The sequence below is a fragment of the Sphingorhabdus sp. genome (assembly GCF_046596595.1).
GTDB lineage: Bacteria > Pseudomonadota > Alphaproteobacteria > Sphingomonadales > Sphingomonadaceae > Sphingorhabdus_B.
On sequence record NZ_JBKJMB010000061.1, the window covers coordinates 41,234 to 55,537 of the forward strand.

The following is a 14,304-nucleotide window of genomic DNA, read 5'->3' on the forward strand; positions in this document are numbered from 1 at the left end:
ACGAACCGCAAGCGATGTTCGCCCGAGCGTTGGAACTATTGTCCGCGACGGCCATTTTCCCTTTCGTTCATCAAAGGAGACATATCATGCGAAAAACTATATTAGCGGGCGCCGCAGCGTTGATCGGGTTAATTGCGACTGATCCTGCCTTTTGTATGCAAAACGGAATGCCCACGACGTCGCAGACGCAGCCTGATCAGCCTGCCGGACCCGACGGCATGCCGGTCCCACCAGTGGAAGATCCATCCCAACCGTCCCCCCCAATAACTGAACCTTTGCCACCCGAAATGCCCCCGGTGGCCGAAGAGTCGCGGGACGTTCCGCCGACTCCGGGCCAAACACCGACTATGGGCCGGACCGACGCCCCGATCGGCCCCATGGCCACGCCGCCATCTTCGGGTGACCGAACCGCAGTCAGTGGTGGCACCACCCGCGCTATGATGACGCCGCAGCCTGCAACCAAAGCATATCCATTATGTACGCGTGATATTCAGGACAGCTGTCGCAACCCGGGCGAAGGTCCTGGAGCCTCCAAAAAACGCCGCCGTTAATCCGCGTCGACACGAAGCAGGGTAAGGCGCGCCTTGCCTACGTCGCGAACGGTATCAACGATAAAGCCTTTTACGGCTACATCCTCCTTCACGCTGGTTTCGACGCTGATCCAAGCCGATGGCGCAAACCAGTTGAAGCGAATAAGTTTATCGAGTGCGACAGCGCCGGCGCCACTAAGATAAGGCGGATCCATAAAGATCACGTCCGCCGGGTTAATGGCCGTGCCAAGCGAGAGCACCGAGCATTTGCGTACGTCAGTTCGATCCGCTGCGCCAAGCTTCGTGATGTTCCCCGCAAGCGCATCAAGCGCAAGATGGTCCTGTTCGACAAAGGTACAATGTGATGCACCGCGTGACAGCGCCTCAAGCCCCAACGCACCAGAACCTGCAAACAGGTCAAGTACGCGCAAATCCTGAAATGAGCCAAGCCGGCTGGTCAGCATCGAAAATAATGTTTCGCGCGTGCGGTCAGCGGTGGGACGTGTGGTATCACCCTTGGGCGCGACCAGCGGCCGGGAGCGCCATTGGCCGGATATGATTCGCATTACTTCAAAGTCTTTCGAAATTCGATCAGGTCAACGCGGCGCACTTCGCCAACTTCGCCGGGCGCCAGTTCGCCCAAAACGAAGGAACCATAACGCGTTCGGATCAGGCGGCTGACCTCAAGCCCCAGATGTTCAAGCACACGGCGGACTTCGCGGTTTTTGCCTTCGGTCAATGTCATTTCGACCCAGCCATTGCGGCCCGTCCGGCGTTCCAGATTGGCGTCGATTTTGCCATAGGTCACGCCGTCAATTTCAATGCCATGGATGAGTTCTTCCAGTTGTTCCTGACTGACTTCACCAAAGCAGCGCGCGCGATAAGTCCTTTCAACGCCAGTTGAAGGCAATTCCATCTGCCGTTTGAACTCGCCGTCATTGGTAAGCAGCAGCAAACCTTCAGTGTTCAAATCTAGACGACCAATTGGCATGAGGCGCGGCAGATCCTTCGGCAGCACATCATAAATCGTTTTGCGGCCACTAAAATCGCGTTCGGCGGTCAGGCAGCCTTCGGGCTTATGAAACATATACAGCTGCGTCGGCGCTGGCTGACCTACGGCCTTGCCGTCGACGGCTACGCCATGCAGCGATTTAAGCAAGGTGGCGGGTGTTTCAACCTTGTCACCATTCAGCGTGACCCGGCCATCGGCTATCATGCGCTCGATTTCGCGGCGTGAAGCCACACCAGCGCGCGCAAGGAGCTTTGCAATGCGTTCTTCCCCGTCCTTGCGTTCCAATGCGCCTTTGCTCGGCGCAGCATTCGCGTTGGGCTTACGTGACGGTTTGCTGTCCCAACGCAGACGCGGTGGCTTGGCGGGACGGGCAGGTGCTTTTGACGGAGGTTTAACCATCAAGCGCCTTTGACGCATGTTGCTTGAAAAGTCACTGGCCATTCAGGAAAATGCCGTTAGTCGTGGTCGCAATAATCTCGGAGGGGTCTGCATGTCAGTCGATTTGATGCGATTTATCATTTTTGCAGCGATAATTCTCGCGCTGCCGCTAATAGCGCTCACCGTCCCGGCATTCCGTCCATATTTGCGCAAAAATCCTGTCATTACCTTCTTGCTCGGCATTTCGAGTGGTTTCCCGCTGACGTTACTGGTTGCAACCATGACATTCTGGTTGGCCAAGGTGGGCATCGACACTGCAACGATCGGCTTTGCGGTCGCTTTGGGCATCCCCTACACGATTAAGTTCCTCTGGGCGCCGTTGGTGGACAAGCTGCATTTGCCCGTGTTGACCAAGTTGTTCGGGCAACGCCGTAGCTGGCTTTTCTTTGTGCAGGCACTGCTGTTTCTGTCGATTTGGCAATTGGGCGCGAGCAATCCGCAGCCCGGCGATATGGGACTGTTTGCGATCTGGGCACTCATTACGGCCTTTCTGTCCGCCACACAGGACATCGTCATTGACGCGTATCGTATCGAGATATTGGAAGAAGAAGAATTCGCGCACGGCACCGCGACCAACCAGTTCGGCTATCGCACAGGTAACCTTATCGCTGGTGCCGGCACCATTTACTTTGCTTCACAGGAAGGTCTCGGGCTTGGCTGGTCCACGGCTTATGGCTTAACCGCATTCTGCATCATCCCTGCGATCATTGGTGCATTATGGGCTGGCCCCGGCAAATTCATTGACCGCTTTGCCCACGTCGAAGGTATGAAGCCCAAGCAATGGCTGACCGAGGCTGTCGTTAATCCTTTCCGCGAATTTCTGACGCGACATGGTGCGTTCCTGATTTTGGGCTTTGTGCTGGTCTACAAGGTAGGTGACGCGATGGGGCAGGCGATGCTCAGCCCGATGATCGTCGATTTGGGCTTTTCCGACCTAGAGTATATTTCGGCGAACAAGTTATGGGGTTTTGGCGCGTTGATCGTTGGATCGGCCTTAGGCGCTCCCTTTATATTGTGGCTCGGTATGGGCCGCGCGCTGCTTATTTCCGGCCTGCTGATGATGTTTTCGAATGTCATGTTCATGTTATTGGCGGCAACGGGCAACAGCTACTGGATGATGGTCGCTGCTATTTGTACCGAAAATCTGACCAGTGGTATCGGCCTGACGGTGTTCGCGACCTATTTGTCGGGTCTTTCGAGTATAGCATACACTGCGACGCAATTTGCTTTGTTGTCCTCGTTCGCCGGTGTTGGACGTACATTTATGGCCGGACCAGCGGGGATCGTCGCGGAAAATGTCGGCTGGGTCGGCTTTTGGGGTTTCACCGTAGTCGCAGCAATCCCGGGCATGGTTCTCTTATGGATATTATGGAGCAAAGGCTACGTCGTTCAAAGCATTCATCAGGTCGAGGCGGTTGATGAAAAGGCACTGAAAGAGCCAGTTGGACCGCTGCGCATTGCTGGGTTTTTGCTCGTCGTAGCGGGGCTCATCGGGCTATTGCTCTCGCAGCCGCTTGAGTTTGCGGCCAATCTTACTTGGACATTTGCAGCGGTGCTGGTTGGCGGGGGATTGCTGGCGTGGAAGGGACAGCCCGAGAGTGCGGCTCAGCGTTAATCGTTACACAAGGTTCAAATCTTAGTCAGGCACTTGGTCGTTCAGCCGTAACACTTCGCCCGCGAGATATAGCGATCCGCAGATAAGGGCACGAACCGGCGCTGGCTGTTTCGCTAGATGTTCCAGTGCTATAGTTACATTCTCGGCTGTCCGTGCCTCAGAAACCCGCAGGCTGCGCTGCACCAAGTCGCACAAGTCCGCTGGATCATGATGCTCATGCCCCGGTATCGGCACAGCTATCAGCGTTTCAATCTTGTGCGAAAAGGGGGTGAGGAAACCAAGTGCATCTTTGTTCTTCAACATACCGATGATGACATGCACGGGCGGGCCAGCCTCGAGCGTCTTGGCTATCGCGGCGCCTGCGTCAGGATTGTGGCCACCGTCGAGCCAAACCGTCGACCCGTTGGGTAGCAAATCGGTCAAGGGCCCCATCGCCAATTGCTGCATCCGCGCTGGCCATCTTGTCCATTCCATCGCCGCAGACAATGCGGCTTCGGGAATGTGGATTGCCGATTGATGTCGCAACATCGCGACGGCCAAAGCGGCGTTATCGGCCTGATGCGCGCCGGTCATGCGGGGCAGGGGTAGGCTGAGTTTTCCAGTGATATCGCGATAATGTAACCGCCCGTCATACACGGCTGCATCCCAGCTATCGCCGCGCGCGCGCAATATTGCGCCGTGCAGGCTGGCCTGCGATGCGACCATATTCGCCATCGAAGCGCTGTATTTCTGAGTCAATAACGGTGACCCGGACTTTGCTATGCCCGCCTTTTCAAAGGCAATTCGGTCCAATGGCGGCATTTCTGGCACGCCTTCTTCGTCCGCTAACAGGAACGCCTCATGATCTAGCCCCAATGAGGCAATTCCGCATGCGACGGGTTTTGCCAAGACGTTGGTGGCATCTAGCCTTCCGCCTAGGCCAACTTCAACGATACACGCGTCCGCTTTGGTCCGCGCAAAGGCACAAAAAGCGACAGCGGTGGTGACTTCGAAAAAGCTGGCCTGAAGTCCTTCGGCTTGGTCGAGCACTTCCGACAGCAGCGCCGACAATACGGCATCGTCGATCAGCTTGCCAGCGACCCTGATACGTTCGTTGAAGCGCACAAGGTGCGGGCTCGAGTAGACATGGGCGGTTAATCCAGCCGCCTCGATTGCGCCGCGTAAGAAAGCACAAGTTGACCCCTTGCCGTTTGTGCCGGAGACATGGAACACTGGCGGGAGACGATGATGTGGGTTACCGAGCCGGTCCAGCAAAACAGCAATTCGCTCGAGCCCCAACACGTCCTTGCCGGGCGACAACATCGTCAACCGGTCAAGCTGGGCCTGAACTGCTGGGTCAGTCGATGTGGCGTGGTCAGGCATGTTGGCCGAATAGCTTCAAAAAAAACCAACGTCACCCTGAACTTGTTTCAGGGTCCATTATTCACGTCAACTCAGGGGTGTCGTTGCTCGATAGACCCTGAAACAAGTTCAGGGTGACGATCAATGGGCGAATACCTGAGAGCTACCTCAAGCCGCCTTTTTCTCCGGCGTTAAATATCCAACGAGTTGCGACAAAACCCCGCGCAGGTCATGGCGGTGGGTGACCATGTCGATCATGCCATGTTCAAGCAGATATTCGGCGCGCTGAAACCCTTCCGGAAGCTTTTCGCGGATCGTCTGTTCAATAACGCGCTGTCCGGCAAAGCCGATAAGCGCGCCGGGTTCGGCAATCTGCACGTCGCCAAGCATTGCGTATGACGCAGTAACGCCCCCCGTGGTGGGATCTGTCAGCACGACGATATAGGGCAATCCCGCATCATGCAGCATCTGGATCGCGACGGTCGAACGCGGCATTTGCATCAGGCTTAATATTCCTTCTTGCATGCGTGCGCCGCCAGCCGCTGTGAAGATAATATAAGGGCATTTCGCACGGATCGCGGCTTTGACGGCGTCAATGAACGCCTCGCCCACTGCCATGCCCATGGAACCGCCCATGAAAGCAAAATCCTGCACACTGACGACAACGGTTTGGCCATTGATCTCACCGCGTGCGCTTTTCATCGCATCGGTCTCGCCCGTGGCAAGTCGTGCAGCCTTAATGCGGTCGACATATTTCTTGGTGTCTTTGAACTTTAACGGGTCCTCGTCAACAACAGGTGGCTTCAGAATGTCATAGCTTTCGTCGTCGAACAAAGCATCGAAACGCGCAGCTGGACCGATCCGGCCATGATGGTCGCATTTGGGGCAGACCGACTGGTTTTCCTCAAATTCCTTCAGAAATATCATCGCCTGACATCCCTTGCACTTGTGCCAGAGCGTTTCAGCAGTTTCGCGCTTGGCGATGAAGGGAATGGCGTTGCGGACGCGGGTGACCCAGTTCATGAATTTTCCCCTGTAATTTCTACCGTAGCCCTGAGCCTGTCGAAGGGCGCTTCCCGATGAGGGCGCTGACCCGAGAGGCGTGCTTCGACAGGCTCAGCACTACGGTTTTGTAATCATGTTCGTGCGGTAACTATCGCTTGCTTCAAAGATGCCACATAATCGCGAACCGCGCCAGCAGCGTTCATTCCGTGTTCGGCGACTAGCTCTACAATTGCGGAACCCACAACAACGCCATCTGCAACACGCGCGATGTTGGCGGCTTGTTCAGGGGTCCGCACACCAAAGCCGACGGCCACTGGCAGGTCGGTATGTGCCTTCAGACGGGCCACGGCTTCGTCGATGCTTGTTTGCGCAGCTACTTGGAGGCCAGTGATACCAGCGACCGACACATAATATAGAAAGCCCGACGCGCCATCCAGGACGGCAGGCAAACGCGCGGTATCGGTTGTCGGGGTTGCGAGCCGGATGAGGTCAATGCCGGCGCTGCGCAGGGCAGGGCCAAGCTCCGGGTCCTCCTCGGGCGGAATGTCGACGCAGATGACACCATCGACGCCGGCCTTGTTACATTCGGACGCAAACCAGTCGCCACCACGAATCGTCATCGGGTTGGCGTAACCCATCAGCACCAAAGGCGTGCCGGGGTGGCGTTGGCGAAATGCAGCGGCGATGGCAAAGATATCGGCGGTCGTAGTGCCAGCGCCCAAGCTGCGGATGTTTGCTTCCTGAATAGCCGGTCCATCGGCCATGGGATCGGTGAACGGCATACCAAGCTCGATTACATCCGCCCCGCCTGCGACGAGCGCATCAAGGTTAGCTGCAGTGTCGCCATCGCCCGCGGTGATGAATGTCACAAGCGCGGCGTGAGGCTTGGAAAAGGCAGTTGAAAGGCGAGTCATTGCGCTACCCCTTCGTCATCCCGAATTTGTTTCGGGATAACGGGGTACGATCGCGTGTTATCCTGAAACAAGTTCAGGATGACGAGGCGTGGAGGCTTCATATCTTCGTCCCCAAAGCCTCGGCCACGGTAAAGATATCCTTGTCACCACGTCCGCATAGATTGGCCAAGATGATCTGGTCGCGGTCCATCTTCTTGGCTTCACGCTCTACGGCTGCGATGGCGTGGGCAGGCTCTAGCGCGGGAATGATGCCTTCGGTCCGGCATAGCAATTGAAACGCGTCCAAAGCTTCCATGTCTGTGACGCTGTCATAACGCACACGGCCGATTTCTTTCAACCAGCTATGCTCTGGGCCAATACCCGGATAGTCAAGGCCAGCCGAAATTGAATGCGCTTCGGCAATTTGGCCGTCGGCGTCTTGCAACAGATAGGTTTTGTTGCCGTGCAATATGCCCGGACGACCACCTGCAAGGCTTGCGGCATGTTCGGCGTCGAGGCCGTGGCCTGCCGCTTCAATGCCAAGCATTTCGACTTCTTTGTCATCCAAAAACGGGTGGAACAGCCCCAAAGCGTTTGAACCGCCGCCGATGCAAGCTACCAACAAATCGGGTAGGCGGTTGATGCGGCTCAGCATTTGCGCACGCGCTTCTTTGCCGATAACGCTTTGGAAATCGCGCACCAATTCGGGATATGGGTGCGGGCCTGCTGCCGTCCCAATGATGTAGAATGTGTCGTGGACATTGGCGACCCAATCGCGCAGCCCCTCGTTCATCGCATCTTTCAACGTGCCAGCGCCGCTGGTCACAGGAATAACTTCAGCGCCCAATAAACGCATCCGGAAGACATTGGGCTGCTGCCGCTCAATGTCTTTTGCGCCCATATAGATGAAGCAAGGCAGGCCAAAACGCGCGCACACGGTCGCTGTCGCAACACCGTGCTGGCCAGCGCCGGTTTCCGCGATAATCCGTGTCTTGCCCATGCGAATGGCGAGCAAAATCTGACCGATGCAATTGTTGATCTTGTGCGCGCCAGTGTGATTGAGTTCGTCGCGTTTGAACCAGATTTGCGCACCTTTACCCTCTGGCGCACCCTTGCGGACCTCCTCTGTCAGCCGCTCGGCATAATAAAGCGGCGAGGGGCGGCCGACATAATGTTCGAGCAGGTCGTCGAACTGGGCGGCAAAGGCTGGGTCCTGTTTTGCAGCGCGATATTCGCGTTCGAGATCGAGCACGAGCGGCATGAGCGTTTCGGCGACATACCGCCCGCCGAACTGGCCGAAATGGCCACGATCATCAGGTTGGTTACGGAAAGAGTTAGGCGTGAGTTCAGCTGTTGTCATAATCGCGCACCGCTTGGCAGAAGGCGCCAATCTTGTCCACATCCTTGATGCCCGGCGCAGACTCCACACCGGACGATGTATCAACCAATTGCGCTCGCGTCTGGTACAGCGCATCATGCACATTTTCGGGGTTCAGGCCCCCTGCAAGACCCCAAGGCAGCTTGTGTTGGTGTTGCGTGAGCAATGACCAGTCGAAACGATGTCCTGTTCCGCCGGGCAAAGCTTGGGCAGGCGCATCGAAAAGGATCAGGTCGGCTGCGCCTTCATATTGGTCAGCGTTTTTGAGTGTTGCAACGTCTTTCACGCCAAAAGCTTTCCAGATCTCGATGGAAACCACGCTTTTCAAAAGCCGAAGCCATTCGGCTGTTTGTGTTCCATGAAATTGTACAATGTCAGGTTTTACAATTTCAATGGCCTTTGCCGTCAAACCTGGGTCGGCATTCACCAGCAAAAGCACAACTTTAACGCTGGATGGCGCGCGCATCCGCAACGCTGCGGCTTGGTCGAGCGGAACATGGCGGGGGCTTTTTTCGAAATGAACTAGGCCTATGTGCGAAGCGCCCGATGCGGCTGCCGCGTCAATGCTGGCTTCATTACTTAATCCACAGATTTTGATTTGGGTTTGCATATTGCCGCCATTAGCGAACGTTCAACCTCCCGTCATGCTGAACTTGTTTCAGCATCTTAATTTTTCGGACCGGAAAATAAGGCCCTTAAACGAGTTCAGGGTGACGAGTGGATGACAGATTGAAGAAGCTTAAATGTTCACAGCCTCATTCTGCACCAGCCGAAGCAAGCTTCCATCCAAATCGACCAGATAGGCAATCGTCATGCCGCTGTGCTCTTTGCGCGGTGAGTGTAGGCGCGGCCAGCCAGTTGTCTTTACTGGTACCCCGGATTCAACACAGGCTCGGTAAAAAGCAGCCATATCGTTCAGCCGCAGACAGCAGCTAAAGGAACTCTGCGCTGGATCGAGATCAGGATAGCGGAAAAATTCCAGCGTGACGCCGTCTCTTTCTAGAATCAGCCATCCTTGATCATGCCAACTTGTTTCGAAACCCAACTGCACATAAAATGCGACAGTCTTGTCAAAACCGCGCGAGGGCAAGTTAGGCGTGGCGTGGTCCGGCACTACAGCGTGCCCATAATCGCCCGCGCAGCATTATCGGGGCTTTCCGCCTTCGTAATTGGTCGCCCAATCACGAGAATGCTTGCGCCATCGTCACGCGCTTGGCGCGGCGTCACTGTACGCTTTTGGTCGGCAGCAGTTCCACCCGCAGGTCGAAGGCCAGGAACCACGAAAAAACCGTCTTTCCAGATTTTCTTGACGGCTTTCACCTCATGTCCTGAACACACGATACCGTCCAGACCAGCGTCTTGCGCGAGTGCCGCAAGCCGCGCGACCTGCAATTCCGGCGAATCAGAAACGCCAATGCGGTTGAGGTCGTGGTCATCAAGGCTCGTGAGCACGGTCACCGCCACTACCTTAGTATGCGCGCCAGCGGCTGCCTTGGCATCTTCCATCATCGCGCGGCCACCGGCGGCATGAATGGTAACGATGGCCGGCTCAAGTGCATTTATCGCCTGCATCGCTTTTGCCACTGTATTGGGAATGTCATGCAATTTCAGGTCAAGAAAAATAGGCAGGCCAAGTTTCTGAACTTCGTGGACGCCATGATGCCCATTTGCGCAGAAAAATTCGAGGCCAAGTTTTATGCCGCCTACCTGATCCTTGATGCGCCGGGTCAGCTCGAGAGCATCTTCGAGATACGGCGTATCGATCGCGACAAAAATCGGGTTGGTCATATCGGGTCCACGGCAGTGTAAGTGGGGCGAGGAGCCATGGGTGTTGGTGGAGCGACCGCCCGCTGACTGCCTTCTAGCGTGAGTATTCGCCGTTTCATTCTCCAAACCTGCGTGCGGTGCAAAATGTATAACGGCAAAAAGCCGAGCAGAAATGCGACGATGACCAAGGCAGGCAATTTGGTGTCAAGGCGCAAGCCGCCCCAAAGACTGACCGACACAGGCGCCCAATTGTTGGTTGCAAACACCACCAGCCCGATAATGATCGTTACCCAGATCAGCGTTTTCAGAAATCGCATTGCGCGTGCTCTCCTTTTCACATGCAGCTTATGGCAACTTTCCCGCTTTGGGTAGTGGGTAGTGATTATTGGTCGAAACGCGGTGTTGAGACTGCCTGCGGTTAACCGAATACCCGCTCGAAGATGGTATCGATATGCTTGAAATGATAATCAAGGTTGAAGCGCTCCTCAATTTCGGAAGCCGTCATTTTCGCAGCGACATCTGGATCGGCTTTAAGCAATTCCATGAGCGATTCCGCGCCGTCTGATTCCCACACCTTCATGGCATTACGCTGCACAATGCGATAGCTGTCCTCGCGGCTAATCCCGGCTTGAGTCAGCGCCAAAAGCACGCGCTGTGAGTGGACAAGCCCACCCATCCGGTCCAGATTCTTCTGCATGCGTTCGGGGTAGATCAACAATTTGTCGATAACGCCTGTCAGCCGACCCAGCGCGAAATCTAGCGTGATTGTTGCGTCGGGGCCGATATACCGCTCGACACTGGAATGGCTGATATCGCGTTCATGCCATAACGCGACATTTTCGAGGGCAGGTGTGACATAGCCGCGCACCATACGGGCAAGGCCAGTGAGGTTCTCGGTAAGAACGGGGTTGCGCTTGTGCGGCATTGCTGAGCTGCCCTTTTGACCTGGCGAGAAATATTCCTCAGCCTCCAGCACTTCGGTGCGCTGCAAATGGCGCACTTCGGTTGCGAGACGCTCAATCGACGACGCAATGACGCCCAGCGTCGCGAAATACATCGCGTGGCGGTCACGCGGGATGACTTGCGTGGAAACGGGTTCAACCGCAAGACCAAGCTTTGCAGCGACATGTGCTTCGACAGCGGGGTCAATATTGGCAAAGGTGCCGACTGCGCCCGAAATTGCGCAAGTGGCGATTTCGGCGCGTGCAGTAACAAGACGTTCGCGTCCGCGGGCAAACTCGGCATAAGCTTGCGCAAGCTTCATCCCAAAGGTCACGGGCTCTGCGTGAATACCATGACTTCTGCCGATTGTAGGTGTGAACTTATGCTCCATGGCGCGAGTTTTTATTGCGGCCAACAATGCGTCCATATCCGCAAGTAATAAATCGGTTGCTTGAGTTAACTGCACCGCAAGGCAGGTATCGAGCACATCGGATGACGTCATCCCCTGATGCATGAAGCGCGCTTCGTCACCAACCTGTTCAGCAACCCATGTGAGGAAGGCAATGACGTCGTGCTTGGTCACCGCCTCGATGGCGTCAATCGCCGCGACATCAATGGTCGGATTTGTGTCCCACCATTTCCAAAGTGCCTCCGCAGCAGAAGCAGGTACCACACCCCGTTCGGCAAGCGCGTCAGTGGCATGGGCCTCAATTTCGAACCAGATGCGGAAACGGTTTTCCGGCTCCCAAATCTTCACCATGTCGGGGCGGGAATAACGTGGGATCATGGCGGCTTCTTTCCTGTTATTGCGAGAGTCGTGGTCCCGTTAGCAGGCGCGCCCGCAACCGTCAAAACGCCCCATCGCACCAACGCGTGGAAGCGAGATCCTTTAGTTGAAAGTATCACCTGAGTTTCAGTGACGGGTCACCAAATCTTCATTAAGCTGTGGATTGCTGCAATCGCCGCTTTGCGACAGCTTGCTGGCTCGCTATCGGGGCAACAATGGCCGATATTGTTGATGACCCCGTAGAAGATCCGTTCGACGCAATAGTCGATGCCCCGTTCGATGCGGCTCTGTCAGAGCGTTACCTGATCTACGCGATGTCAACCATTACGGCGCGGTCGCTGCCAGATTTGCGCGATGGGCTGAAACCCGTTCACCGGCGGCTGCTATGGGCCATGCGGCTGTTGAAGCTCGATCCGGCGAGCGGATACAAAAAATGTGCGCGTGTAGTTGGCGACGTTATCGGTAAATATCATCCACATGGCGACCAGTCAGTTTACGACGCGATGGTGCGCCTCGCACAGACATTTTCGCTTCGCTATCCATTGGTCGACGGGCAGGGCAACTTTGGAAATATCGACGGCGATAACGCCGCAGCCTACCGATACACGGAAGCCCGGCTGACGCGGACCGCAATCGAGCTCATGAACGGGCTTGATGAAAATGCGACCGATTTCAGGCCCACTTATAATGGCGAAGACGAAGAGCCTGAGGTGATGCCCGGATTGTTCCCTAACCTATTGGCAAACGGAGCGAGTGGTATTGCAGTCGGTATGGCGACGAGCATTCCATCGCATAATGCCGCGGAAATTATCGACGCAGCCATGCTGCTGATCGACGAGCCGCAGTCAAGTCATGACCAGTTAATGGACATTGTCCGCGGGCCCGACTTCGCGACAGGCGGCGTGCTGGTGGATAGCCGCGCCGTCATCAGCGCCGCTTATGCCAGCGGGCGCGGCGCAATGCGGGTACGGGCGCGTTTTTCGACAGGATGGCAGGACAATAACAGTTGGGAGCCAACTGGCGTGGAGAAGCTTCCAGGTGGTACGTGGCAGCTTGTCGTGTCCGAAATTCCGTATCAAGTCCAAAAGGGCAAGTTAATCGAGCAAATCGCTCAGCTTATTGCGGACAAGAAGTTGCCTATTCTCGATGATATTCGCGACGAGAGCGATGAGCAAATCCGAATAGTTTTGGTACCTAAAAGCCGGAATGTGGACCCCGATGACCTGAAAAACGCGCTGTTCCGTCTGACCGATCTGGAAACTCGATTTTCGCTAAATATGAATGTTCTGGACGCGGACCGAACACCAAAGGTCATGGGAATTGGTGAGGTGTTGCTCAATTGGCTGAAGCACCAGATTGAAGTTCTCGTCCGCAAGTCGCAACACCGGCTAGATAAAATCGATGCACGGCTGGAGCTGCTTGAAGGGTACATCATTGCGTATCTGAACCTCGACCGCATTATCGAGATTATCCGGACCGAAGATGAACCAAAACCGCTGATGATGGCGGAGTTTCAGCTCAATGACAGGCAGGCCGAAGCTATTCTGAATATGCGTTTGCGATCGCTTCGCAGGCTTGAGGAAATGGAGCTGCGACGCGAGCTTGAAGGGTTACAGGCCGAGCGCGAGGAACTCGTTAAATTACTTGAAAGTCCGGCGCGTCAAAAAACACGGCTTAAAAAGGACCTGTCGGCTCTGCGGAAGAACTACGCCGAGGAAACCAAGTTGGGCCGGCGCCGGACCAGCCTCGAAGAAGCCGGCCAGGCGCGTGAAATTTCGCTTGAGGCATTTGTCGAACGCGAACCTGTAACGGTGATCATGTCCAAGCGCGGTTGGATCAAGGCGATGAAGGGCCATGCTGATTTGTCAGCGCGCGCCGATTTCAAATTCAAAGAGGGCGACGGCCCTGCCTTTGCCTTCCATGCACAGACTACCGACAAGATCCTGATCGCCACTGCAAATGGCCGTTTCTACACGCTGGGCGCGGATAAGCTTCCCGGTGCGCGTGGTTTTGGCGAGCCAGTTGGGACCATGATCGACATCGAGGCAGGCAACGACATTGTCGCCGTTCTTCCTGCCATTCCTGATGGGCGCATGCTGCTTGCGGCAACAACGGGTAAGGGTTTCATTGCGCGCATAGGAGACATTATCGCCGAAACCCGCAAGGGACGCGGCGTCGTTACGCTTAAGCCAGGCACCCGACTTAAAGTCGTTCGTCTCGCACCGGCTGAATCGGCCGACGAAGCCCTATTGCGCGATCAATATGTCGCTGTCGTAGGCGACAACAGAAAATTGGTGGTGTTCCCGATGACCGAGATACCTGAAATGTCCAAGGGGCAGGGAGTGACCTTGCAACGTTACAAGGACGGTGGACTTGCCGATGCCATCTGTTTCCGTATGAGCGAAGGTCTAAGCTGGGCCATGGGCGGTGACAGCGGACGGATGCGGACAGAGAATGATATGTCCTTGTGGCGCGTCGCACGTGGTGCCGCCGGGCGCTTGCCCCCACAAGGTTTTCCAAGAAACAACCAATTTGATTGATTTTAGTTAGATATTAACCATGAAAATAGTGACGATTTTTTACAATCGTCCTCCAT

At 55.6% G+C, this 14,304-nt stretch carries 14 protein-coding genes; 3 read left to right on the forward strand and 11 right to left on the reverse strand.

Features of this window, described 5'->3' with window-relative positions; all coding sequences use genetic code 11:
• Positions 1 to 86: 86 nt before the first annotated feature.
• A complete protein-coding gene (locus ACLL9E_RS06175) occupies positions 87 to 551 on the forward strand; it encodes a hypothetical protein (protein WP_411290864.1) in 465 nt (154 codons plus the stop codon).
• Here ACLL9E_RS06175 and rsmD read toward each other — a convergent pair.
• Together rsmD and ACLL9E_RS06185 are read right to left on the reverse strand one after the other, a co-directional pair.
• Positions 548 to 1,096: a 16S rRNA (guanine(966)-N(2))-methyltransferase RsmD gene (rsmD, locus tag ACLL9E_RS06180; protein ID WP_411290865.1), complete on the reverse strand. Its 549-nt coding sequence runs from the start codon at positions 1,094 to 1,096 to the stop codon at positions 548 to 550. The two genes, ACLL9E_RS06175 and rsmD, sit on opposite strands and share 4 nt — an antisense overlap.
• Positions 1,096 to 1,941 carry a pseudouridine synthase gene (locus ACLL9E_RS06185; protein WP_411290866.1) on the reverse strand — a complete coding sequence of 282 codons (846 nt, stop codon included), beginning with the start codon at positions 1,939 to 1,941 and terminating at the stop codon, positions 1,096 to 1,098. Before ACLL9E_RS06185 ends, rsmD begins: the two co-directional genes overlap by 1 nt.
• Before the next feature lie 91 nt (positions 1,942 to 2,032).
• Here ACLL9E_RS06185 and ACLL9E_RS06190 point away from each other — a divergent pair, with 91 nt between their 5' ends.
• Positions 2,033 to 3,595, forward strand: a complete 1,563-nt coding sequence (locus ACLL9E_RS06190; RefSeq protein WP_411290867.1) for an AmpG family muropeptide MFS transporter — start codon at positions 2,033 to 2,035, stop codon at positions 3,593 to 3,595.
• A 21-nt stretch (positions 3,596 to 3,616) separates the two neighbouring features.
• Here the strand turns inward: ACLL9E_RS06190 and ACLL9E_RS06195 are convergent, their stop codons facing one another.
• From ACLL9E_RS06195 to purB, 9 genes are all read right to left on the reverse strand, one after another.
• Positions 3,617 to 4,957, reverse strand: coding sequence for a bifunctional folylpolyglutamate synthase/dihydrofolate synthase (locus ACLL9E_RS06195; RefSeq protein WP_411290868.1), 1,341 nt, complete (start codon positions 4,955 to 4,957; stop codon positions 3,617 to 3,619).
• 147 nt (positions 4,958 to 5,104) lie between these two features.
• Positions 5,105 to 5,959, reverse strand: coding sequence for an acetyl-CoA carboxylase, carboxyltransferase subunit beta (accD, locus tag ACLL9E_RS06200; protein ID WP_411290869.1), 855 nt, complete (start codon positions 5,957 to 5,959; stop codon positions 5,105 to 5,107).
• 113 nt (positions 5,960 to 6,072) lie between these two features.
• Positions 6,073 to 6,855, reverse strand: coding sequence for a tryptophan synthase subunit alpha (gene trpA, locus ACLL9E_RS06205; protein WP_411290870.1), 783 nt, complete (start codon positions 6,853 to 6,855; stop codon positions 6,073 to 6,075).
• A gap of 97 nt (positions 6,856 to 6,952) precedes the next feature.
• On the reverse strand, positions 6,953 to 8,194 hold the full coding sequence (gene trpB, locus ACLL9E_RS06210) for a tryptophan synthase subunit beta (RefSeq protein WP_411290871.1): 1,242 nt from the start codon (positions 8,192 to 8,194) through the stop codon (positions 6,953 to 6,955).
• Positions 8,181 to 8,822 (reverse strand): phosphoribosylanthranilate isomerase, encoded by a 642-nt coding sequence (locus ACLL9E_RS06215; RefSeq protein WP_411290872.1) that lies wholly within the window; start codon positions 8,820 to 8,822, stop codon positions 8,181 to 8,183. The genes trpB and ACLL9E_RS06215 overlap by 14 nt, the downstream gene beginning before the upstream one ends.
• 129 nt (positions 8,823 to 8,951) lie before the next feature.
• Complete coding sequence (locus tag ACLL9E_RS06220) at positions 8,952 to 9,326, reverse strand: bleomycin resistance protein (RefSeq protein WP_411290873.1); 375 nt, start codon at positions 9,324 to 9,326, stop codon at positions 8,952 to 8,954.
• Positions 9,326 to 10,000: an orotidine-5'-phosphate decarboxylase gene (gene pyrF, locus ACLL9E_RS06225; RefSeq protein WP_411290874.1), complete on the reverse strand. Its 675-nt coding sequence runs from the start codon at positions 9,998 to 10,000 to the stop codon at positions 9,326 to 9,328. Before pyrF ends, ACLL9E_RS06220 begins: the two co-directional genes overlap by 1 nt.
• A complete protein-coding gene (locus tag ACLL9E_RS06230) occupies positions 9,997 to 10,296 on the reverse strand; it encodes a hypothetical protein (protein WP_411290875.1) in 300 nt (99 codons plus the stop codon). Before ACLL9E_RS06230 ends, pyrF begins: the two co-directional genes overlap by 4 nt.
• A 101-nt stretch (positions 10,297 to 10,397) precedes the next feature.
• A complete protein-coding gene (purB, locus tag ACLL9E_RS06235) occupies positions 10,398 to 11,708 on the reverse strand; it encodes an adenylosuccinate lyase (RefSeq protein WP_411290876.1) in 1,311 nt (436 codons plus the stop codon).
• Between the two features lie 215 nt (positions 11,709 to 11,923).
• Between purB and parC the strand changes: the two genes are divergently transcribed.
• Positions 11,924 to 14,248 carry a DNA topoisomerase IV subunit A gene (gene parC, locus ACLL9E_RS06240; protein ID WP_411290877.1) on the forward strand — a complete coding sequence of 775 codons (2,325 nt, stop codon included), beginning with the start codon at positions 11,924 to 11,926 and terminating at the stop codon, positions 14,246 to 14,248.
• Positions 14,249 to 14,304 lie beyond the last annotated feature (56 nt).

Bases quoted from the DNA above. Each gene is read 5' to 3' on its own strand.
- ACLL9E_RS06175 (WP_411290864.1), top strand. From the start codon at position 87: ATGCGAAAAACTATATTAGCGGGCGCCGCAGCGTTGATCGGGTTAATT.
- rsmD (WP_411290865.1), bottom strand. From the start codon at position 1,096: ATGCGAATCATATCCGGCCAATGGCGCTCCCGGCCGCTGGTCGCGCCC.
- ACLL9E_RS06185 (WP_411290866.1), bottom strand. From the start codon at position 1,941: ATGGTTAAACCTCCGTCAAAAGCACCTGCCCGTCCCGCCAAGCCACCG.
- ACLL9E_RS06190 (WP_411290867.1), top strand. From the start codon at position 2,033: ATGTCAGTCGATTTGATGCGATTTATCATTTTTGCAGCGATAATTCTC.
- ACLL9E_RS06195 (WP_411290868.1), bottom strand. From the start codon at position 4,957: ATGCCTGACCACGCCACATCGACTGACCCAGCAGTTCAGGCCCAGCTT.
- accD (WP_411290869.1), bottom strand. From the start codon at position 5,959: ATGAACTGGGTCACCCGCGTCCGCAACGCCATTCCCTTCATCGCCAAG.
- trpA (WP_411290870.1), bottom strand. From the start codon at position 6,855: ATGACTCGCCTTTCAACTGCCTTTTCCAAGCCTCACGCCGCGCTTGTG.
- trpB (WP_411290871.1), bottom strand. From the start codon at position 8,194: ATGACAACAGCTGAACTCACGCCTAACTCTTTCCGTAACCAACCTGAT.
- ACLL9E_RS06215 (WP_411290872.1), bottom strand. From the start codon at position 8,822: ATGCAAACCCAAATCAAAATCTGTGGATTAAGTAATGAAGCCAGCATT.
- pyrF (WP_411290874.1), bottom strand. From the start codon at position 10,000: ATGACCAACCCGATTTTTGTCGCGATCGATACGCCGTATCTCGAAGAT.
- ACLL9E_RS06230 (WP_411290875.1), bottom strand. From the start codon at position 10,296: ATGCGATTTCTGAAAACGCTGATCTGGGTAACGATCATTATCGGGCTG.
- purB (WP_411290876.1), bottom strand. From the start codon at position 11,708: ATGATCCCACGTTATTCCCGCCCCGACATGGTGAAGATTTGGGAGCCG.
- parC (WP_411290877.1), top strand. From the start codon at position 11,924: ATGGCCGATATTGTTGATGACCCCGTAGAAGATCCGTTCGACGCAATA.